This window comes from Amycolatopsis sp. EV170708-02-1 (assembly GCF_022479115.1).
Classification (GTDB): domain Bacteria; phylum Actinomycetota; class Actinomycetes; order Mycobacteriales; family Pseudonocardiaceae; genus Amycolatopsis.
Map to the genome: position 1 here is coordinate 1,668,959 of NZ_CP092497.1, position 20,137 is coordinate 1,689,095.

General features: G+C 68.9%; 15 protein-coding genes and 1 pseudogene. 6 read left to right on the forward strand and 10 right to left on the reverse strand.

From position 1 onward, the window contains the following. Positions 1-45 precede the first annotated feature (45 nt). Positions 46-1,179, forward strand: a complete 1,134-nt coding sequence (locus MJQ72_RS07600; RefSeq protein WP_240598413.1) for an SWIM zinc finger family protein — start codon at positions 46-48, stop codon at positions 1,177-1,179. On the opposite strand, the gene MJQ72_RS07605 is transcribed toward MJQ72_RS07600, so the two are convergent. From MJQ72_RS07605 to MJQ72_RS07620, 4 genes are all read right to left on the reverse strand, one after another. Further along, positions 1,162-3,609 (reverse strand): DUF6493 family protein, encoded by a 2,448-nt coding sequence (locus MJQ72_RS07605; RefSeq protein ID WP_240598415.1) that lies wholly within the window; start codon positions 3,607-3,609, stop codon positions 1,162-1,164. The genes MJQ72_RS07600 and MJQ72_RS07605 overlap by 18 nt on opposite strands. A 61-nt stretch (positions 3,610-3,670) precedes the next feature. Beyond that, positions 3,671-4,696 (reverse strand): NAD(P)-dependent alcohol dehydrogenase, encoded by a 1,026-nt coding sequence (locus MJQ72_RS07610; RefSeq protein WP_240598416.1) that lies wholly within the window; start codon positions 4,694-4,696, stop codon positions 3,671-3,673. Continuing rightward, a complete protein-coding gene (locus MJQ72_RS07615) occupies positions 4,693-5,409 on the reverse strand; it encodes an iron-sulfur cluster assembly protein (protein WP_240598417.1) in 717 nt (238 codons plus the stop codon). Before MJQ72_RS07615 ends, MJQ72_RS07610 begins: the two co-directional genes overlap by 4 nt. 1 nt (position 5,410) lies before the next feature. Beyond that, positions 5,411-6,424 (reverse strand): amidohydrolase family protein, encoded by a 1,014-nt coding sequence (locus MJQ72_RS07620; RefSeq protein WP_240598418.1) that lies wholly within the window; start codon positions 6,422-6,424, stop codon positions 5,411-5,413. 181 nt (positions 6,425-6,605) lie between these two features. Here MJQ72_RS07620 and MJQ72_RS44780 point away from each other — a divergent pair, with 181 nt between their 5' ends. Next, positions 6,606-8,042: a helix-turn-helix domain-containing protein gene (locus MJQ72_RS44780; protein ID WP_315860839.1), complete on the forward strand. Its 1,437-nt coding sequence runs from the start codon at positions 6,606-6,608 to the stop codon at positions 8,040-8,042. A 65-nt stretch (positions 8,043-8,107) separates the two neighbouring features. On the opposite strand, the gene MJQ72_RS07635 is transcribed toward MJQ72_RS44780, so the two are convergent. Beyond that, positions 8,108-8,956, reverse strand: coding sequence for an NAD(P)-dependent oxidoreductase (locus tag MJQ72_RS07635; RefSeq protein ID WP_240598419.1), 849 nt, complete (start codon positions 8,954-8,956; stop codon positions 8,108-8,110). A gap of 52 nt (positions 8,957-9,008) precedes the next feature. Between MJQ72_RS07635 and MJQ72_RS07640 the strand changes: the two genes are divergently transcribed. Further along, positions 9,009-9,392, forward strand: coding sequence for a MerR family transcriptional regulator (locus MJQ72_RS07640; RefSeq protein WP_240598420.1), 384 nt, complete (start codon positions 9,009-9,011; stop codon positions 9,390-9,392). A 12-nt stretch (positions 9,393-9,404) separates the two neighbouring features. On the opposite strand, the gene MJQ72_RS07645 is transcribed toward MJQ72_RS07640, so the two are convergent. Together MJQ72_RS07645 and MJQ72_RS07650 are read right to left on the reverse strand one after the other, a co-directional pair. Then, positions 9,405-10,394: a malate dehydrogenase gene (locus MJQ72_RS07645; protein ID WP_037338241.1), complete on the reverse strand. Its 990-nt coding sequence runs from the start codon at positions 10,392-10,394 to the stop codon at positions 9,405-9,407. 43 nt (positions 10,395-10,437) lie between these two features. Next, on the reverse strand, positions 10,438-10,926 hold the full coding sequence (locus MJQ72_RS07650) for a MarR family winged helix-turn-helix transcriptional regulator (protein WP_240598421.1): 489 nt from the start codon (positions 10,924-10,926) through the stop codon (positions 10,438-10,440). 91 nt (positions 10,927-11,017) lie between these two features. On the opposite strand from MJQ72_RS07650, the gene MJQ72_RS07660 reads away from it, so the two are divergent. From MJQ72_RS07660 to MJQ72_RS07670, 3 genes are all read left to right on the forward strand, one after another. Beyond that, the gene (locus MJQ72_RS07660) at positions 11,018-12,283 is read left to right on the forward strand and encodes a TIGR03560 family F420-dependent LLM class oxidoreductase (RefSeq protein WP_315860840.1); all 1,266 of its coding nucleotides are present in this window, start codon (positions 11,018-11,020) and stop codon (positions 12,281-12,283) included. Between the two features lie 256 nt (positions 12,284-12,539). Continuing rightward, positions 12,540-13,181 (forward strand): DUF4360 domain-containing protein, encoded by a 642-nt coding sequence (locus tag MJQ72_RS07665; RefSeq protein WP_240598422.1) that lies wholly within the window; start codon positions 12,540-12,542, stop codon positions 13,179-13,181. 254 nt (positions 13,182-13,435) lie between these two features. Then, the gene (locus MJQ72_RS07670) at positions 13,436-14,080 is read left to right on the forward strand and encodes a DUF4360 domain-containing protein (RefSeq protein WP_240598423.1); all 645 of its coding nucleotides are present in this window, start codon (positions 13,436-13,438) and stop codon (positions 14,078-14,080) included. 59 nt (positions 14,081-14,139) lie between these two features. On the opposite strand, the gene MJQ72_RS07675 is transcribed toward MJQ72_RS07670, so the two are convergent. The 3 genes and pseudogenes from MJQ72_RS07675 to MJQ72_RS07685 form a co-directional block, all read right to left on the reverse strand. Then, positions 14,140-16,227, reverse strand: coding sequence for an FUSC family protein (locus MJQ72_RS07675; protein ID WP_240598425.1), 2,088 nt, complete (start codon positions 16,225-16,227; stop codon positions 14,140-14,142). Further along, a pseudogene (locus MJQ72_RS07680) lies at positions 16,224-19,303 on the reverse strand (GH92 family glycosyl hydrolase). Before MJQ72_RS07680 ends, MJQ72_RS07675 begins: the two are co-directional and overlap by 4 nt. A gap of 55 nt (positions 19,304-19,358) precedes the next feature. Next, on the reverse strand, positions 19,359-20,117 hold the full coding sequence (locus MJQ72_RS07685; RefSeq protein ID WP_240598427.1) for an SDR family oxidoreductase: 759 nt from the start codon (positions 20,115-20,117) through the stop codon (positions 19,359-19,361). Positions 20,118-20,137: the final 20 nt, after the last annotated feature.

A 20,137-nucleotide genomic window follows, 5' to 3' on the forward strand; every position in this document is an offset into this window, starting at 1 on the left:
CGGCAAACCCGCAAAGACTGTCGGGGCTCTGGCTAGGGTTGCCCCGTGATCACCGAGGTCTTGCTGGAGCAGCTGGAAGAGGACGCGCCGACGTCCGTGCTCTTCCAGGGGTTTCTGGAGCCCGGAGCACAGGCCGCCCAAGCGCTGCTCGTGCTGGGGAAGGTCGCCCGCACACGGTTCTGGATGCCGCCGTCGATGGTGAACCGGCTGATCGCCGAGTCCGATCCGGTGTTCACCGCGGATCGGACGACGTTGCGCGCGGAGGCTTTCTCGCCGTGCTGTGGTCTGTACGCCAGGCTCGACTTGCCGGACGTGGGCGGTCTCGGCGACGGCTGCACGAACGTCGACCTGTCCGACGCGACGCGGACCGTCCTCGCGGGAGTCGTTGCCCAAGATCCGTTGCACCTGACCGTTCGTGGCGAGGGAATCCGGCTCCGCACTCTCGACGGGCAGAACGACGAGTCCGTGGTGCCGCTGCCGGATCGTTGGGTGTCGGGGTTCGCCGAGGTCGCCGCGGTCACGGCGGGAGCGGTCGAGCAAGCGGCATTGGACAAGGCGGAGACACGGAACTTCCTGCGGAGACTTCCGACTTCGGTCGGCAGGTCGTGGGTGGTGGCGTCGGGCCGCGGGCTCCGGTTGACGTCACGGCCGGGGCACGACTCGATTCCGGCGACCGGGCTCCATCGGTTGCGGGTCGTCGAGCCGCTCATCCGGTTCGCCCAGGGACTGACCGTCTACACGCGACCGGACAGCGAGGTCGCGACTTGGGTGCTCCGGCTGGATCGGGCGCAGCTCGTCGTCACGCTGTCCCCGGAGCCGGCCCGCGGCTTCTCCGGCGAAGGAGGCTGGCTGAACGCGCTGGCGGCGGGTCTCGAAGCGCCGGAACTTGTCGCGGGGCGCGCCGGTCACGACGTCGTCGACGGCACGTGGTTCCCGCGTGAGCTTCCGAGTGGGGCTGCTCCGGCGAACGGTCGGCTCGCGAAAGCCCGTGAGCTCCTCGCCGCCGGAGCCGTCCGGAGGTTGCCGGACGGTGGCTACGAGATCACCCGCGCCGGCTCGGTGCAGCGTGTCCGGCTTTCGCCCGTCGGGTGCACGTGTGCGTGGTGGGCCAAGCATCAGGAGAACCGGGGGCCCTGTTCGCACGTGCTGGCAGCCCGGATGTCAGCCGCTGAGTCGTGACGCCGCCTTCGCCGCTTTCGAACCGCCTTTGAAGCCGGTGAGCCACTCCTTCGTTTCGGCGCTGATCGTGCCCGCTCCGCGGTCCACAAGGTCCGCGGCGAGTTCCAGCAACGCGAAGATGCCGCGGTGGGAGGGTTCGAGCTTCGGCAGCAAAGTGTCCAGTGTGGACAGAACTGCGGTCGGGTGTTCGTTCGCGATGACCGAGAGCCGGGGTGCCAGCCGCGTGATGATGAGCTGCGGGCCGAGTACGGCCAGTGCAGCGCCGAGTGCGCGGGGGCCGAGCAGCCGCCGGTCCAGCAGGGTCAGCACGGCGTCCGTGCCGAGCTGGACGGCGGCCGGACGTTTCAGTGCGAGGGTGGTGGCGAGGAGCATCGTGCCGGGGATGCCCGGGACCGAGGGGTTGTCGAGAAACGAGGGCAGCGCGGCCTTCTCCACGGGATAGCCGACTTCGATGTCGTTGAAGTACAGGTTTCCGGCGACGGCGGCTTCGAGGTGGTCGCGGTCATACGGGGAGGAGACCGCCTCGTGGCATTCGGTGAAGCCGAGCCACTCGGTGGCTCGGCCGTCGAAGGGCGTTCCGAGCCAGGGAACGTCCGGCGCGACGGGTTCCGGGGTTTGTTCGATGTCGAGTGAGTTCGAGCCGTAGTGGGTAAGGCCGGCTTTCGCCATCCAGGTGATCGGCGGTCCGGGTTCGCCGCGGAGTGCGGCGGCGGGGTCGGCGGATTCGGGGTGCCGGGCGCGGGCCGCGGCCAAGGCGATCCAGCCGGTGGCGTCGATGGCGGGGCCGCCGAGGGCGTAGCGGATGGTGTCGGCGTGTGGTCCGGTGAGGTCCGCGGCGAGTGCGAGGGCTTCGGGCCTGGTGTCCGGGGCGAGCCGGAGCAGTGCGTCGGCGACGTCGTCGTCTGCCGCGTCGGGGTGTTCGAGCATGCGGGCGACGAAGACGACCGGATCGAGCCAGCCGCCTTGGTGGGTGGCGGCGGAGACGGGGACGGCCGTGCCTTCGAGCAAGGCGGTGATCCGGTGGTGGAGAGGACGGCGCCAGCCGTCGACCTGCGGTGGGTGGGTCACGTCGCGGCCGGTGAGGCCGAGGATGAGGGTGGCGATCATCTTCGGTACTGCCGCGCTGTACTGCTGGGCGGCGATCCTGGCGGCGCGTTTCACCAGCGGTTTGAGGGCGTCCTGGAGTTCGCCCGCGACGCGGTGGGCGCCGTCGAGGGCGGCGAGGAGTAGGTCGGCCTGGTCGGGGTCGGCGAGCAGGGAGGACAGGGCTTCGGCGACCGCGGCCGGGGTGTCGGGGATTTCGAGCGGGATGGTCAGCGTTTCGCGCTGGTCCCATGGTGTCCGGGTGGGTTCCGGGTACTCGGCGGTCTCGATGACGGGTGCCGCGTCCGGAGTGACGCCGAGCCGGGCGGTGGCGATGGCGCGGACGTCGGAGGCCTCGTGGGTGAGCGCCGCTTCGAAGACTTCGTCCGCGAGGCCGGTGAGTTCGGGTCGGCGGTCGGCGATACGTCCGGCGAGCTTGAGGGCGAGTTTGGCGGTGGCGGCGCCGCGTCCGGCCGCCGCGGCGGGGAGGTGCTGGAGGGCGATTTCGTCGTCGAGCGTGCCCTGTTTGTCTACAAGGGACAGTGCTTTGACGGCGAAGGAGACGGTGCGCGGGAGGCCGCTTCCGCACAGCCGGGCGTAGCGATGCTGCGCATCAGTGCGCTCGTCCGGGGTGGGGGCGAGCGCTTCGTGGAGCGCGGCGTACCACTGCGCACGGAAAGCGGCGAAGTCGCGGGCGAGGACGTCGAGGGTGAGGTCGAGGAGCCTGGTGCGGTCGAGTTCGCCGGTTTCGGTGAGTTCGAGCAGCGCGGTGGACCACTTGTCCTCGTCGCGGACGTACTTGTCGAAGGCGGCGAAGCTTGCCTCGCCGTTGCCTTCGATCGTGAGCAGTTCCCAGAGTTCGGTGAGGGCTCCGGGTTCGGCCCGGAGCCGTTCGGCCAGTGGTTTCCCGCGGAAGCGTCCGGCCCAGCGGAACCAGCCGGCGTGGTATTCCGGTGTGCGGATGGGATCGAGGTCGCCGTCGAGGATCATGCGGCGGATGGTTTCCCAGGCGGTGTGGTGGCCGATCATGCGCAGCGCGATCGTCTTGCGTTCGGTGAGCGAGCGGTCCTGGAGGACGCGTTCGAGAATCGTGGGCGAGGCGATCCAGAGTTTGCGGAGCAGGGGGTCGCTCGCGGGGAGGACGGTCCAGAGCGCGGTCGCGGCTTGCTGTCCCCTGAGTGGGTTGCGGGCGCCGTAGGTGTTGGGCTTGATCTCGATGAACTCGCTGCTGTCCTTGAAAGCGGCCAGGAGTTCGGGGAGGAGGGCTTTCCGCTCGGCGCGGGAAAGCTCGAGGGTCCGGGTGAGGACTTCCGAGGGCTGGCCGGTGAGGAGCGCGTCGAGGTGCACGGGCCCATTGTGTCGTGAGTGGTGAGGACGGTTAGAACCGTCCTCACCACTCACGAGGTGTTCAGGGGACGAGGATGGCGCGGCCCCGGATGCGTCCGGCGTCGAGGTCGTCGAGCGCGGTCTGGAACTCTTCGAGCGGGTAGCGCGCGGTGTGGAGTTTCACGCGGCCTTGGGCGGCGAGGACCATGAGTTCGCAGAGGTCGGTGTAGGAGCCGACGAGGTTGCCGATCAGGTTGATCTCGGTGGAGATGACGTCGATGGTGGGGACGTCGATGTTCTCGCCGTAGCCGACGACGTGGTAGTCGCCCGCGCGGCGGAGCATGGCGAGGCCGTCTTTGGTGGCGCCGCCTTCGCCGACGAAGTCGATGACGGTTTCGGCGCCTTCGCCGTCGGTGAGGTCGAGGACCTGGTCGATCTGGGTGCCGTCGGCGATGACGCCGTGGTCGGCGCCGATGGTGACGGCGAGGTCGACGGCGTCGGGGTTGCGGTCGACGACGACGAGTTCGGCGGCGGTGAGGGCTTTGAGCACCTGGATGCCGATGTGGCCGAGGCCGCCGGCGCCGATGACGACGCAGCGGTCGCCGGGCCGAAGCCTGCGGGCTGCTTTCGCCGCGGCGTGGTAGGCGGTGAGGCCCGCGTCGGCGAGGGCGGCGACGTCGGCGGGTTCGAGAGAGTCGTCGATTTTGACGACGCTGCGGGCGGAGGTCTTGAGGTATTCGGCGTAGCCGCCCGCGGTGTCGATGCCGGGGAACTGCGACTGGGCGCAGTGGACGTCGTCGCCGGAGCGGCAGGCGCGGCAGAGTCCGCAGGTGATGAGGGGGTGGACGATGACCTTGTCGCCTTCGGCCACGTTGGTGACGGCGCTGCCGACGGCGTGGACCCAGCCGGCGTTCTCGTGGCCGATCGTGTACGGCAAGGTGACGCCGGATTTCTCGGCCCATTGGCCTTCGAGGATGTGAAGGTCGGTGCGGCAGACGCCGGCGCCGCCGATGCGGACGATCACGTCGTGGGGGCCGGTGGGTTCGGGTTCGGCGACCTCGGTCAGCTGGAGCTTTTCGTGGTAGCCGACGACCTGGATCGCTTTCACGATGCGTGGACCTCCTGGTTGCGTGGTGCCTGGTCGGTGGCGGATTCCGGGTAGCGGGTGCGGAGCAGGCCGCGGCAGAAGTGGGCGTTGCCGTCGATCGAGATGCGGACGGATCGGGCGAAGCGCAGCCGTAGCGGCACTTCTTCGCGTGGGTAGGGCGTGCCATGGTCGTCGACGAGGACCGGCGCTTCTGGTGCGGTGTCGAGTCCGAGCGCCGCGCGTCGTCGCAGGAGTGCGTGGGTGGTGCGGTGGTCGGGCAGGTCGGCGAGGGTGATGTCGTGGAGACTTTCCTCGGTCAGTTCCCGGTTTTCGCGCAGGAGCCGGGTGAGGGCGCGTTCCATGGCCGCGGTGTGGGCTTTGCGGCGGAAGGTGAGCCGGAGTTCGTCGAGGTCCTGTTCGGCTTCGTCGCCGAAGGTGCCGCGGTAGCCGGCGTCGGCGGCGAGGCCTCGGTTGATCAGGTCGGAGTCGTGGTGGTCGTCGAGGACGACGTTGGCTCGCTCGACCCAGTCGAGTGCGGTGAGGACGTCTTTGGCGTCGGAGGCCATGAGGTAGGCGAAGTTCGGTGAGCAGAACGACGTCGGGAGCCTCAGGTGGACCGTGACCTCCGAGCCTTCGACGGTGAGGGAGCGGACGAAGCCGAGGTCGGTCACGGGTTCGTCGAGTTCGGGGTCGAAGACGGCGTGGAGCGCGGTGTAGGCGTCGTGTTCGCGCATGTCAGGCCACCGAGACGGCTTGGGGTTCGACGCGCCGGACCTGGAGTTCGTCGGGTACCGGGAGGTCGTACATCGCGGCGGCGTTGAGGCCGAGGATCTTGCGCTTCTGGTCGGTGGTGAGCGGCGCGTATTCGGTCATGTCCTCGGGGATCTGGAAGTCGACGAACCGTTCGACCAGCCATTTCGGGGTCCAGAGCGCGTAGTCGCTGGAAAACTGGATGCGGTCTTCGTCGAGCCAGTAGAGGAGTTCGCCGATGATCTGGGCGAAGTAGCGCGGGCGGGTGTGGATGAACGGCATCGCGACGGCGAGGCCGGCGTGGACGTTGGGTTCCTGGGTGGCGATCCAGCAGAAGTCTTCGAGCCGGGGGAGTCCGCAGTGTTCGACGACGAAGTTGAGGCCGGTGTAGTCGGTGGCGACCTTGTCGATGTCGGCGACGTCGAAGGCGTCGCGGTCGAGCGGGCGGATGGTCGGGCCCTTGTGGACGTGGATGTTGCGGATGCCGAGTTCGAGGCAGGCTTCCAGGTAGCGGCGGCACCACGGGTCGTCGAGTTTGTAGCCGCGGGAGTCGTCGCGCCATTCCGCGGTGTAGAGCTTGACGCCTTTGAGGCCGAAGCGTTCGGCGTCGCGGCGTAGCTGGTCGAGGCCTGCTTGTTCGAGGCGTGGGTCGAAGCAGTGGTTGTAGGTGAGTTTGTCCGGGTGCTGCCGGGCGAGGGCGAAGGCCTCTTCGGTCTGGCCGAAGCCGTTCTTGTAGAAGGCGCCGAGGTGGGCGGGCTGGAAGATGGCGTGGTCGACGTAGCCGTCCTGGAAGAGGTCCTTCATCAGACGTGCGCCGCCGTAGTAGAGGTATTCCTCGTAGGACCACAGCTCGGATTCGGGGCTGAGGTTGCGGTGGTAGTCGTAGAAGCAGTCGATGAACTGCTTGCCGTGGATGTTGGCCTGGTTCTCCGGCCTGGCGTCCCAGAGCGCGACGTGCGCGTCCACGATGAAGTAGCTCTCGCCGTCCTTGGTGTACATGGGTCTTCCTCCGCGTTCGTGACCGCCGTTGGCACGTTGGAGGTGAACGGTAGGGGCGTCGGCGCAGGTCAGGGAGTCGGTCGGTGTCTCAGTTTGAGACACCGACGGTCCTGTGGGACGCGGGTCGCGCACGTACGCTGAGCGAAGGTCCGAACGCAGTGTCGCGTCCCGGGAGGTCGATGTGGAGAGCGCGAATGCGGTGATCGCGCCGCGGTTGCGGGCGTCCTGGCAGCGCAGCGCCCGGTACGGCGCGCCCGAGGACGAGGTCCGGCCGGTGTTCACCGGGTCGCTGGACACCGGTTCGCTGTTGTACGAGTGCGGCAACGAGGTGTTGCGGGGTCTGCAGGCGACGCTGGCGAACGAGCCGGTCAGCTTGATGATCACCGACAGTGAGGGCCTGGTGCTGAGCAGGCTGTGCACGGACGCGTCGATCGTCCGGTCGTTGGATCGGGTGCATCTGGCGCCGGGGTTCTACTTCGCGGAGAGCAACGCCGGGACCAACGGGCTGGGTTTGGCGCTGGCCGATCGTGCGCCGACGTTGGTGCGGGCGGCGGAGCATTACTGCACGGGGTTGCGGGGTTATACGTGTGCGGCGGTGCCGGTGCTGGATCCGCTGACCGGCGCGTTGGCCGGGAGCGTGAATCTGACGACGTGGTCGGATCAGTCGTCGGAGTTGCTGCTGGCGCTGGCGCAGGCGGCGGCCGGGAACACGGCGGCGTTGATGTTGGCGCGGGCTTCGGGGCGGACTCCGCGGCCGGCGCCGCGTGGTGAGGTGTTCCGGGTGCATTCCGATCGGTTCGATCCGGCCGATGTCCCGAGTCTGTCGCCGGGTTGGTCGGAGGCGCTCGACGAGGTGGGGTCGGCGTTGAGCCGAGGGCGGGTGGTCGCGGTCGTCGGTGAGGCCGGGGCGGGGAAGACGGCGCTCGCGTCGGCCGCGCGGCGGGCGACGCGGCCGCGTGACCGGGTGCTCAACGCGCGCCCTCCCGCGCCGGACGACGTGGACACGTGGCTGACGCTGTGGACTCCGGAACTGCTCAAGGACGAGACGTGCGTGATCGTCTCGGGGGTGGACACCCTCCCGGCGTGGGCGGCCGCCGAGCTGGCGGGGTTGTTCGCCCAGGCGCGCCGGGAAGGTGAGCCGCCGCCGTTCGTGCTGACCGCGCAGGACGCGGGTGCGATTCCGGAGGCGCTCGCCCCGCTGGTCGAGGTCGTGGTCGAGGTTCCGGCGCTGCGGTTCCGGCCGGACGACGTTCTTCCGCTGGCCCATCATTTCGCCCGCCGCGACCGGGGCCGCGAGGTGGTGTTCACCCCGGCCGCGGTGCGGGCGCTGACGGCCTGTGACTGGCCGGAGAACGCCAAACAGCTGCGCTGGGTGGTGCGGGAGGCGGCGTCGCGGTCGGACGTGATCGACAGCAGGCATCTGCCGGCGGAGGTGTTCTCCGGGGTGGGGCATCGCTTGAGCCGGTTGCAGGCGATGGAGCGGGACGAGATCGTGCGCTGCCTCGCCGAGCCGGGGTCCACTGTGGTCGGTGCGGCGGAGAAACTCGGGATGGGCCGGGCGACGCTGTACCGGAAGATGGGCCAGTACGGGATCAAGGCGCGGCAGTTCCGGTCTTGAGGGTGTGTCGGGCCGGGGATGGCGGAGGCGGGTCGCGAAAGCCACTTTCGCGACGTCACCGGAGGCTAGGTCCCTGGCCGGAGGGCGGCGAGGCGGGCGAACCCGTCTTGCCCGTGCCCCGCGTCGATGGCTCGTCGCACTTCGGCGCGGGCGGCGGACAGGACGCCGTTGTCGAGGTCTTGGGCGCGGATCGCGTCGAGGATGTGGTCCATCGTCGCGGCGGTGGATTCGAGGGTGCCCGCGTCGCCGGAGTAGTTCTCGGTGGCGACCTGTTCGGCGAGCAGGTCGATCATGGTGGGGAAGAAGCCGAGCAGTGCCTTGGCGTGCGCGGCGATGTCGGCGGCGGCGATGCCCTCCGCCTTGGCGAGCGCGAACATGTGGATCACGCCGCTCATCGACGTCCAGAGCATGTCCTGCAACGACGCGTCGAACGCGGCTGCCCGGCCGGGGGAGTCGCCGACGTAGAGCGCGTTCTCGCCGAGCGCGGCCAGCGTGGGCCGGTGTGTTTCGTAGACGTCGGCGGGGCCGCTGAAGAACAGGGCCGCGTCCGGGCCGCCGATGGCGTCGGTGGTCGCCATGACGACGCCGTCGAGGTAGTCGATGCCGTGCTCGGCGGCCCACGCCGCCATCTCGCGGGCCTGCCGCGGTGAGCCTCCGCTGAGGTTCACCAGGGTGCGGCCCCTGAGCGCGCCGGGGTCGAGGATCGACCGCGCGACGGCGTAGTCCCGCACGCAGACGATCACAAGAGGGCTGGCAGTGATCGCTTCGGCGGCGGTCGCGGCGACGGCGGCGTCCAGGCCGTTTTCCTTGCCAGGACTGCGATTCCAGACGGTGGTGGGGTGGCCGGCGGCGATAAGGGCGGCGGCGAGGGCGTGTCCCATGGGGCCGAGTCCGAGGACGGTCACGGTGGTCATGGCGGCTAAGCTAAACCTTGACATTGACGTGAGAGTCAAGTCTGGAGTGCGGATGCGGATCGGGGAACTCGCGCGGCGGACCGGCGTCAGCGAGCGCGCGCTGCGGTACTACGAGGAGCAGGGCCTGCTCACCCCGGAGCGGCGTCCGAGCGGCTATCGCGTCTACGGGGACGCCGACGTGGCGGCGGTGCGGCGGATCAGGATCCTGCTCGGGGCCGGGCTGAACACCGCGCAGATCCTGGAGATCCTGCCCTGCATCGTCGACGAGGACGGCTGGCTGACCCCGGATTGCCCGGAGCTGGTCGAGGCGCTGCGGCAGCAGCGGAGCCGGATCGACGACGCGATCGGCGAGTTGGAGACCACTCGCGCGAACCTCGACACGATCATCGGCCGCGAAAAGGCGGCCGCGTCCCGGGGGACGCGGCCGCCTTCGTGAGGTGGTTCAGGCTCAGATGAGGCCGAGCTTCTTCACCGCGTCGCGCTCTTCAGCCAGCTCGTTGACCGAAGCGTCGATGCGGGCGCGCGAGAAGTCGTCGATCTCCAGGCCCTGGACGATCTTGTACTCGCCGTTCGCGGCGGTGACCGGGAACGAGGAGATCAGGCCCTCGGGGACACCGTAGGAGCCGTCGGACACGACCGCCGCCGAGGTCCAGTCACCCTCGGGGGTGCCGTTGACCCAGGTGTACACGTGGTCGATCGCGGCGGAGGCGGCCGACGCCGCGGAGGACAGGCCGCGGGCCTCGATGATCGCCGCGCCGCGCTTGGCGACGGTGGGGATGAAGTCGTCGGTGAGCCACGCCTGGTCGGTGATGACCTCGGTCGCGGCCTTGCCGGACACCTCGGCGTGCGCGATCGACGGGTACTGGGTCGCGGAGTGGTTGCCCCAGATCGCGACCTTCTTCAGCTCGGTCACCGGTACGCCCAGCTTCTTCGACAGCTGCGCGAGGGCGCGGTTGTGGTCGAGGCGGGTCATCGCGGTGAAGCGGTCGGCCGGGACGTCCGGCGCGTGCGCCTGCGCGATGAGGGCGTTGGTGTTGGCCGGGTTGCCGACCACGAGGACCTTGATGTCGCTCGCCGCGCCGGCGTTGATGGCCTCACCCTGCGGCTTGAAGATGCCACCGTTGGCCTCGAGCAGGTCGCCGCGCTCCATGCCCTTCGCGCGGGGGCGGGCGCCGACGAGCAGGGCGACGTTCGCGCCCTCGAAGGCCTGCTTCGGGTCGTCGAAGATGTCGATGCCCGACAGCAGCGGGAACGCGCCGTCTTCGAGCTCCATCGCGGTGCCCTCAGCCGCCTTGACCGCCTGCGGGATCTCCAGGAGCCGCAGCTTCACCGGGGTGTCCGGGCCGAGCAGCTGACCGGACGCGATGCGGAAGAGCAGCGCGTAGCCGATCTGGCCGGCCGCACCGGTGACGGTGACGTTGACAGGGGCTTGGGTCATTGCGGTTCTCCAGCTTGAGGCGACATCGACTTGTACCGCGATGCTAGTCCTGTCCCGAGTCGCCGTTCGGGTGCGTCCAGTCACTGTTTTCTTGATCGATGCCGTCGGCGGCCACGTTCGCGGCGAGTCGCGACAGCAGCCCGGCCAGCGTGGTGATCTCTTCGTCGCTGAACCCGGCCCGGATCCGTTTGTCGTGCGCGATCGCCGCCTTCGCCAACCGGTGGAAGACCGTTTCACCCTCGTCGGTGAGCTCGACGACATGCACCCGCCGGTTGTCCGGATCGCGCCGCCGGGTGATCAGGCCCGCACCCTCCATGGCGTTCAGGTGGTGGGTGAGCGTGGCGCCCTGGATGCCGACCGCGGCCGCGAGCTCGCGCTGGTTGGCCACGCGCCGGGTCTTCAGCGTGATCAGGATCTGCCACACGGGCTGTGAACCGCCGTCGGCGGCCAGCGCCTGATCGAAGGCGCGTCCGACGGATTTGGCGGTCTTGGCGAGGACGACGCCGATGGGTGCCGCGGTGGGTTTCTGCACGCCCCGGAGCATAGCGCATCAATCTAAGGGTTTGACATCAAATCGTTCGATATCTAACGTTGTGGAGGTCGAACGAAACGGAGGAAACGCCATGCGCAGTACGGAGAGCGAGATCCGCGACCTGGGGGCCCGCTGGGCCGACGCCGAGGTGCGCGGCGACACCGAAGCACTCAACGCGATGACCACCGCCGACTTCACGCTGGTCGGGCCGCTCGGGTTCGTGCTCGGGAAACCGCAATGGCTGCAGCGCTACCGCGGCGGCGAGCTGGTCACCGGGAAGCTGGACTGGTCCGAGGTCGACGTCCGCGTCTACGGCGCGGCCGCCGTGTCCGTCGGCGTGCACGCCCAGGAGGGCACGCATCAGGGGCACCGGGTCGACGGCCGGTTCCGCGTCACCCACGTGTTCGTCCGCGACGAAGACCGCTGGCTCATCGCCGGCATCCACCTGAGCCCGATCGGCGGGCCGCCGCCCTTCGAAACCCCCCGGAAGATGAGGAAGATCATGCGAATCAGCATCAGTGTCACCGATTTCTCCTGGCCCGGCGGTCTGGTGGACAACCTTCTCGAAGTCGCCCGGACGGCCGACGCGACCGGCCTCGACACCCTGTGGGTCGCTGACCACCTCCTGCAGGCGGCGCCGGGCAGCACGCCGGACTCGGAGATGCTGGAGGCGTACACGACGCTGGGCTTCCTCGCCTCGGCGACGTCCCGGATCCGGCTCGGCACCATGGTCAGCGCCGCCACCTTCCGCGCGCCCGCCCTCCTGGTGAAAGCGGTCACCACACTCGACGTCCTGTCACGAGGCCGCGCCTGGCTGGGGATCGGCGCCGGCTACCAGGAGGACGAGGCCCGTGCGATGGGACTGTCGCTCCCGCCGGTCCCCGAACGGTTCGAACGACTGGAGGAGACCCTCCGGATCGCCCGCCGGATGTGGGACGGCGACACGTCGGCGTTCGCCGGCAGGTATTACCGGCTGGAGCGGCCGGTGAACAACCCCTTGCCGGTGCGGCGGCCGAAGGTGCTCATCGGCGGCACCGGACCGAAACGGACCCTGCGACTGGTCGCCGAGCACGCCGACGCGTGCAACCTCTTCGACATTCCCGACGGCGGTGAGACGGTCCGCGCGCAGCTGGACGTCCTCGCCCGGCACTGTGCCGACGTCGGGCGCCCTGTCGAGGAGATCGAGAAGACCATCGCGACCCGGCTCGCGCCGGGGGAGTCCTCAAAGGACTTCGCCCGCCGGTGCGGCGAGTTCGCGTCCTGGGGGCTGGACCACGCCGTCGTGATCACCGCGGGCCCGTGGGAACCCGGCGCGGTGGCCCTGCTCGGCGAAGCGGCGAGCCTGGCCGCCGCCTGAGCCGGCCTGTCTCCGCGGAATCGTCAACGGTGAAACCGCGAAAGCATTTTTCATATCGTGCGAATCGAATGGTGTTTTCCGGGGCCGATGGCGTTCTCATTGGTCTCGGAAAACGGTTACAGTCCATAATATGTTTTCATGAACCGATTGCCGAGACGGTTTCGTCCGATCGGCGGGCGGCATCGTGATGATCGACTCGCTAGCATGAGTCCGCCCAGTTCCCCGCCCCCCGTGTGGAAGTTTCGGGAAGGACCCCATGCTCAATGCAATGGTTGCCGCCGTATCTCTTTTCTCGTCGATAATAACGCCGAACAGTATGTCCCCGCCGCCCGGACCGCCGCCCGACCGGGTCGTCATCGACGTCGTCACCGTCAACGGGTCCGGCTGCCCGCCGGGTTCGTCCGCGGTGGCCGTCGCCAGGGACAATACTTCCTTCACGGTCACCTACAGCGAATACACCGCCCAGGTCGGCGTCGGCGCGAAGCCCACCGACTTCAGAAAGAACTGCCAGCTGAACCTCAACATCCACGTGCCGCAGGGATTCACCTACGGTATCGCCAGTGCCGATTACCGCGGTTTCGCCTCGCTCGAATCCGGCGCGAAGGCATTGCAGCGGGCGAATTACTACTTCCAAGGCAATTCGCCGACCGCGCAGGTGAGCCATCCCGTCAACGGGCCGATCTCGGACAACTGGCAGTTCCGTGACGAGGCCGAAGGTGGCGTCATCATCTACAAGCCGTGCGGCGAGGACCGGAATCTCAACGTGAACACGGAACTGAGGGTCGGCGCGGGTTCGTCGGATCCGAAGAAGACCACCAGTTTCATCACGATGGACTCCACCGACGGCGCGTTCAAGACCACCTACCACTTCTCGTGGAAGACCTGCCCGGCCTCCTGACCTCTCCTACAGGGTGACGGCCTGCTTCCCGGTCGGCGAAGAAGGCCGTCCCACCCATGCCCGGTCAGGGCCTTGGCCGCTCTGAACGAGGACTTCACCGCTCGTCGCCGCCCTGCCCGGCGGCGGCGAGTCTTCTCGACCCCATTTCCGGCGGTCACCCCTGTGTCCGGTGACCGAAACCGTTTCCGTCCGATCGGCGGGGCTGCCCGCGAATCCGCCGCATCCCGCCGTGTGGAAGCTTTGGGAAGGATCCCATGCTCAACGTGCTGGTCGCTGCCGCAACGCTTTTCTCCTCGGTCGTCACCCCGAACGCGTGGGTGCCGCCCCCGTTGCCGTCCGACAAGATAGTCATCGACGTCGTGACGGTCAACGGAACCGGATGCAAACCGGGTACGGCGGCCGTTTCCGTGTCACCGGACAACACCGCGTTCACCGTCACCTACAGCGAATACACCGCGCAGGTCGGCGTCGGCGCGAAACCGACCGATCTGCGCAAGAACTGTCAGCTCAACCTCTATGTCCACGTACCGCAGGGATTCACCTACGGCATCGCGGGCACCGACTACCGCGGATTCGCCTCCCTGGCCGCGGGAGCCACCGGACTGGAACGGGCGAACTACTACTTCCAAGGCAATTCGCCGACGTCGTACGTAACCCACAGCCTCAAAGGCCCGTTCGAGGACAACTGGCAGTTCACCGACGACATCGAAGTCGGCGCCATCGTCTACAAACCCTGTGGCGAGGACCGGAACTTCAACATCAACACGGAACTGCGGGCCGCGGTCGGCACTTCCGATCCGAAGAAGACCACCAGCTTCGTCACCATGGACTCGACCGACGGTTCCATCAAGACCACTTACCACTTCTCGTGGAAGAACTGCCCCAAACCGAAGAACTGACCCATGAATCCTCGTGAGTGGTAAGGACGGTTAGAACCGTCCTTACCACTCACGAGACGTCACGACTTCGCGGACGGAGCCGGATCCGTGGCCTCCACCCCGAACACCCGCCCCAGCGCGATCACCGTCTCGTCGAGATGCCCGAGGCTGGTCAGCACCGAACGCGCCCGCGGATCGTCGATCCGGTCCGCCACCGGCGTGCCGTCGTCCCGGACCAGCGTCCCGTGCCCCGAACCGCCGGGATCACCGATCGCCTCCCGCAGCACGGCGATGTTCGCCCGGATCCGCCCGGTGTACAGCCGCAGCCGGTCCGCCTCGTTGAGCAGCAGCCCCGCCTGTGACCGCGCCGCGACGTGCCGGGCGCGGAAGGCGATCGTCTCCACCGTCGTGAGCACGTGCCAGCCGTAGTCGCGACGGCTGCTGAGGTTCACCGGATGGGTCAGCGGCTCGATCGTGGTGCGGACCTTGTCCACCGCCCGGTCCAGATCCCGCGACTTCTCGATGACGCTCACGTTCTCCGCGCCGGACAGCAGGCCCGCGGCCTTCTCGACGAACTCGTCCAGTTCCTCCAGCAACGCCGAGACGTCGTCGAGCATCACCGCGCGCGTGCGCACCGGCACGATCACCACCGCCGCCAGCACCCCGGCCGCCGCGCCGACGGCGGTCTCCGCGACCCGGATCCACAGCACCTCGATGCTGAACGTGCCCAGCAGGCTGTACAGCAGCCCGAGCATGCTGGTGATGAAGAACGCCATGATCACCTGCGACACCCGCGCCATGTAGACCATGCCGAACACGCACACCAGGATCAGCGCCAGCGTCGCCGGCACACTGCCCGACACGAGCAGCGTCAGCACCAGCCCGCCCACGATCCCGATCAGCGTGCCGCCGATCCGCCGGACCCCCTTGACGAACGTCGCCCCCGCGGTCGACGAGCCGATGAACACCACGAACACGGTCAGCACCGCCCAGTACCACCGCTGGCTCGACACCAGCTCCCCGCCGAGCACGGCGAGCCCGCCGCCCACGACGGCTTGGATGGCGCTGCGCGTCTGGTTGTCGTAGGCGAACGCCGACGACTTCTCCTCCTCGGGGTCTTCGGGATCGTCGACGGCATCGGAGACGTCGTGTTCGGCGACCCGCTGCGCGCGCACGTCGGCCAGCGCGAGTTCGGCAAGCGCGCGCCGGACGCCGTCACCGGGCGCGGCGTGCTCGTCGATCCGGCTGCCTTCCACCAGCATCTTGCTGAACTCTTCGGTCTCGCTGATCAGCGGCAGCTCCCGCGGATCGCGCTCGATCAGCGACCGGAAGCGCCGCATCCGCGCGATCAGGTCGTCGCGGACGTCCTCGTCGAGGTCCTCGGCGCAGGTGCGCTGCACGGTGATCGTCAGCCACTGCACCGCCAGCTCGACCTCGATCGCCCGGCGGCGCAGCCGGTTCACCGAATCCGCGCCGGTCACCTCCGGTGCCGTGTCCTCGATGAGCAGCACGGATTCGTGCATCCGGGCGTTCGTCGTGCGGAGCCGCTTGCGGGTGCGCTCGCTGCCGCCGACCGCGAGGTGGTCCTCGGCCGCGCGCACCACCGCGGCGAGCCGGGCCCGGAACGCCCGCCGGATCCGCAGGAACTCCGCGTCGTTATGCCGTCGCAACAGGACGAACCGGACCACCGCGTTGGCCGCGATCCCGATCGTCAGCGCCAGCAGCAGCACCGGCACCTGCTTCAAATGCGTCTGCAGGAACATCGCGAAGAAGAACAGGAAGAACGACAGCGAGCCCAGCGCGATCCCACGCGAACCGAACCGCTGCGCGTAGACCGCGACGAAGATCAGCAACACGAACACGATGCTGTCCAGCGGCGGCACCGCGGAACCCACGCTCGCCGCGGTGAGCGACGCCGCGCCGAGCACCAGCCCCAGTATCAGCGTCACCGCCTGCTGCCCAGGAGTCTCGTCATTGACCGTGAAGGCGGACGTCATCGCGGAGATCGCGGCGACGAGGACGACCGTGAGCGGCTGATGGAACGGCAGGATCGCCAGCACCGCGACCACGATGCTGAGCACGGCCGAGAAACCGAGCCGGAGCCGGACCAGGCCGGGATCGGAGGCGACCAGACGGTCGGTCGTGGCCTGGGTGATGCGGGAGATCATCGGGCGAGCAGCTCTCCTTGGGCGAGGGTGACCCGCCGGGCGGTGGACGAGGTGACGCGAAGACGGTATCGGGCGTGCCTCACCGGCCCGGCGAGGGCGAACGGCCGTGTCTGACGACGCCAGCGGAACCGCTCACCCTCCCGCTGGTCCAGCAGCGTCCACTGCTCGCCGTCGTCGGAACCCTCCAGCACCCACGAACGCGGATCACCCCGCCGGCTGCCCGAGGTCAACGTGTACATCACGACCTCGCGTGAGGAGTCCTCGACAGGGAACTCGATGACGGGATCGCGCCCGGGGAAGGTGACCTCCGTCTTGGTCGTGTCGTCGAACAGCGGACCGTCGGCCACCGTGATGTCCGTGAGCGGGCTCGGATCGGCGGGCTCGGCGGGGGAGCGGCCCCAGTCCGACGGCCGCTCGCCCATCGTGAACTTCAGCACGGCGCCCTCGGCCAGCGCGGAGTGCGGGAGCGTGCCGCTGTCGTGCGGCCGTCCGTCGATCGTCAGCCCCTGGACGTACACGGTGTCTTCGGTGTTGCCGGGTGCCTCGACGACCAGGTCCTTCCCGTTCTCCAGGTGGACGGTCGCCTTCGTGAACAGCGGCGAGCCGATCACGTACTCGGGGCTGCCCATCGCCAGCGGGTAGAACCCGAGCGCGGCGAAGACGTACCAAGCGGACATCTCGCCGTTGTCTTCGTCGCCCGGGTAACCCTGGCCGAGGTCGCTCCCGACGTAGAGCCGCCGCAGGACCTCCCGCACGATCCGCTGCGTCTTCGACGGCGCGCCCGCGTAGTGGTAGATCCACGGGATGTGATGGGAAGGCTGGTTGGAATGCCCGTACTGTCCCATCCGGACGTCGCGGGCCTCGGTCATCTCGTGGATCAGCCCGCCGTAGGAACCCGGTTTGCGGCCGGTCTCCGGAGTCGCGAAGAAGGTGTCCAGCCGGGACTCCAGCGCTTCGGTGCCGCCGTGCAGCGCGGCGAGCCCGCCGCCGTCGTGGGGAACGGAGAACGCGGTGTTCCAGGAATTCGTCTCGGTGAAGTCACCGCCCCACGCCTCGGGGTCGTAGCCCGCGGCACCGAAATGACGGCTCCCGTCCCGGTTGCGGCCCTGGAAGAACCCGATCAGGTGGTCGAAGTGGTTCGCGTACTGCTGCGAGCGCTGCCGGAAGTACGCGGCGTCGTCGTTCCGTCCGAGCGCCTCGGCGAAATTGGCGAGGCCGAAATCGTTGACGCAGCCCTCCAGCGCCCACGACAGCCCTTCGTGGACCGACGTCGGCGTGAACCCGAGGAAGATCGACTCGTGCAGGCCCTTCCGGCCGACGCTCTGGCCGCTCGGTGTCACGGTCGCGTTCTTGAGCGCCGCTTCGTAGGCGGCCTCGACGTCGAAGCCGCGCACGCCCTTGAGGTACGCGTCGGCGAACGCCACGTCGGAACTGGTCCCGGTCATGAGGTTGGCGTAACCGGGGGAGGACCAGCGCGAGATCCAGCCGCCCTCGCGGTACTGCTGGACGAACCCGTCGATCATCCGCCCGCACCGGCCGGGGGTGAGCAGGGCATACGCGGGCCACGTGGTGCGATAGGTGTCCCAGAAGCCGTTGTTGACGTACATCTCGCCGTCCACGACCTTCGCGCCGGTCCTGGTGCGCGTGCTGGGCCAGAACCGCCGGATCACCGGACTCGCGTGACGGACACCCTTCGGCGTGTCCTCGTGCGCGGAGTTCGGATACAGGAAGAGCCGGTAGAGGTTGGAGTAGAACGTGGTGCGCTGGTCCTCGGTCGCACCCTCGATCTCGACCCGGTCCAGCACCTCGGACCACCGCGCGCGGGCCTGGTCACGGACCTGCTCGACGCTCGTGCCGGCGGGGATCTCCTGGTCGAGGTTCCGCTTCGCCTGCGCGAGGCTGATCAGCGACGTCGCGATCCGCATCGTCACCTCGCCCGCCGCGAACTCCAGGAACCCGGTCACCGTGCGCCACACCGGCCGCCGGATCCTCCCGCCGCGTTCGGCCGGGACGTCGAACTCGGCGTACACGAACATCCGCCGCGCCCCGGCCGACAACCGGCTGCGGACCCAGGTGTGGCCGGTGACCACGCCGTTCGCCGCGTCGAGGCGCACACCGCCCGGTTGCGGGCGTTGTCGAACAGCAGCCAGCCGCGATCACCCGGGAAGGTGAAGCGGAACAGCGCCGCGTGATCCGCCGGGGCGATGTCGGTGGTGACGCCGTTGGCGAACCGGACACCGTAGTGATGCGGCCGGTCGACCTCGTCGTCGTGGGAGAACGCGAGCGCACGCTTGGCCCGGTCGGCCTCCACCGGCCCGATACCCGGCATCACCTGGAAGGTGTGCCGGTCGCCCATCCACGGGCTCGGCTGATGCGACAGGGCGAACGCCTGCAGTGCCGGGTGGTTGGCGGCATCGTTGTGCCGGTGGTAGCTGTAGATCCAGTTGGTGGCGCTCGCGTCGGTGACCGGGGTCCAGAAGTTGAAGCCGTGCGGGATCGCCGTCGCGGGGAAGTTGTTGCCGCGCGAGAACTTGTCGCTGGAATGCGTGCCGCGGGTGGTGCGGACGTGGTCGACCGGATCGCCGATCTCGATCGCCCGCTCGCGGATCCGGACGTCGTCCACCCAACCCGCGCTCTCGCCGTCCGGCGGTTCGCTGACCAGGACGATCCGGGTGACCCGCCGCCCGGCGAACTCGCCCAGCCTCCTGCGCACGAGATTCCACTGGTCCACGTACAGCGTCTTGCCCAGCCCCTGCTCCGCGGCGCTGAACCCGGCCGACGTCCCGTCGTCGAACTCGAGGTCCAGTGCCACGAAGGTGCCGCGATAGCCGGGCACGTCGGACTCGGCCTCGGGGAAGACCACATAGGACAGTTCGGTGTGGCCGGTGACCTCGACGTCCACTTCGAACAGCGTCGCGCGCACCGTGTTCTCGTAGCGAAGCGCGTGCGCGCCCGTGAACCCGACGCCGGGCTTCGCGGTCGGCGACGAACGCGGTCCGGTGCCGACACGCAAGGCCGGATCCACCGGCTGCGGATCACCCGTTTCGAAGGAGGAGAAGAACCCGGTGATCGTCACCAGGCCACCGTAACTCCCACGCGTGAGCCCGGCTCGGTGTGCCGCGTCCAGAGGACTAAACGCGTGAGGAGAGGAACTCCTCGAAAGTGCCCACACCGGTCGCGTTCTCCGGCGTCAGGTTGCCGCCCGCCCGGAACGCCCTCGCCGCCTTGCCCGGCAGCCACAACGACACGATCGGCTTCCGGCGCCCCACCGAGCGCTGATAGGCCTCCGCCAGGTCACGCGCGCTCCGCACCTCCGGGCCGCCCATGTCCGGCACCCGCCCCGACGGCTCACCGGACGCCAAGGCGACCAGCCTCTCCGCGACATCGCCGGTGCTGACCGGCTGGAACCGGAAGCCCGACGGCATGATCGTCACCGGCAGCCGCCGCTGCGCCGACGACGCCCGCGCGACCAGCTCGTGGAACTGCGTCGCGCGCAGCACCGTCCACGGCAGACCGGAGTCCTCGATCACCTTCTCCGAGGCCAGCTTCTCGTCGTAATAGAAGAACCGGATCACGTCGATGCCGACGATCGAGATGTACACCACGTGCGGATTCCCCGCCCGCTTCGCCGCCTCGACCAGGTTCCGCGTCACCTGCTCGTCCCCGCGGCCCAGCGTCGACGCGCAATGGATGATCGCCGACACACCGTCCACCGCCTCGGCGAGACCGTCACCGGTCTTCAGGTCGCACCGCGCCCACTCGTTCGGCTCGTCCGCGGGCCGAGGCCGCCTGCTCATGACGCGGACCCGCCGATCTTCGGCCACCAGCCGCCGCACCACCTCGCGGCCGAGGTCGCCGGTACCGCCGGTCACCAGAATCGGGTTCGCCACCTTGGTCCTCCTTCGTGAGA

Excerpts from the sequence above, each read along its gene's own strand:
- MJQ72_RS07615 (WP_240598417.1), bottom strand. The coding sequence starts at position 5,409 with ATGCGCGAACACGACGCCTACACCGCGCTCCACGCCGTCTTCGACCCC.
- MJQ72_RS07620 (WP_240598418.1), bottom strand. The coding sequence starts at position 6,424 with ATGTACACCAAGGACGGCGAGAGCTACTTCATCGTGGACGCGCACGTC.
- MJQ72_RS07635 (WP_240598419.1), bottom strand. The coding sequence starts at position 8,956 with ATGACCACCGTGACCGTCCTCGGACTCGGCCCCATGGGACACGCCCTC.
- MJQ72_RS07640 (WP_240598420.1), top strand. The coding sequence starts at position 9,009 with ATGCGGATCGGGGAACTCGCGCGGCGGACCGGCGTCAGCGAGCGCGCG.
- MJQ72_RS07645 (WP_037338241.1), bottom strand. The coding sequence starts at position 10,394 with ATGACCCAAGCCCCTGTCAACGTCACCGTCACCGGTGCGGCCGGCCAG.
- MJQ72_RS07660 (WP_315860840.1), top strand. The coding sequence starts at position 11,018 with ATGCGCAGTACGGAGAGCGAGATCCGCGACCTGGGGGCCCGCTGGGCC.
- MJQ72_RS07665 (WP_240598422.1), top strand. The coding sequence starts at position 12,540 with ATGCTCAATGCAATGGTTGCCGCCGTATCTCTTTTCTCGTCGATAATA.
- MJQ72_RS07670 (WP_240598423.1), top strand. The coding sequence starts at position 13,436 with ATGCTCAACGTGCTGGTCGCTGCCGCAACGCTTTTCTCCTCGGTCGTC.
- MJQ72_RS07675 (WP_240598425.1), bottom strand. The coding sequence starts at position 16,227 with ATGATCTCCCGCATCACCCAGGCCACGACCGACCGTCTGGTCGCCTCC.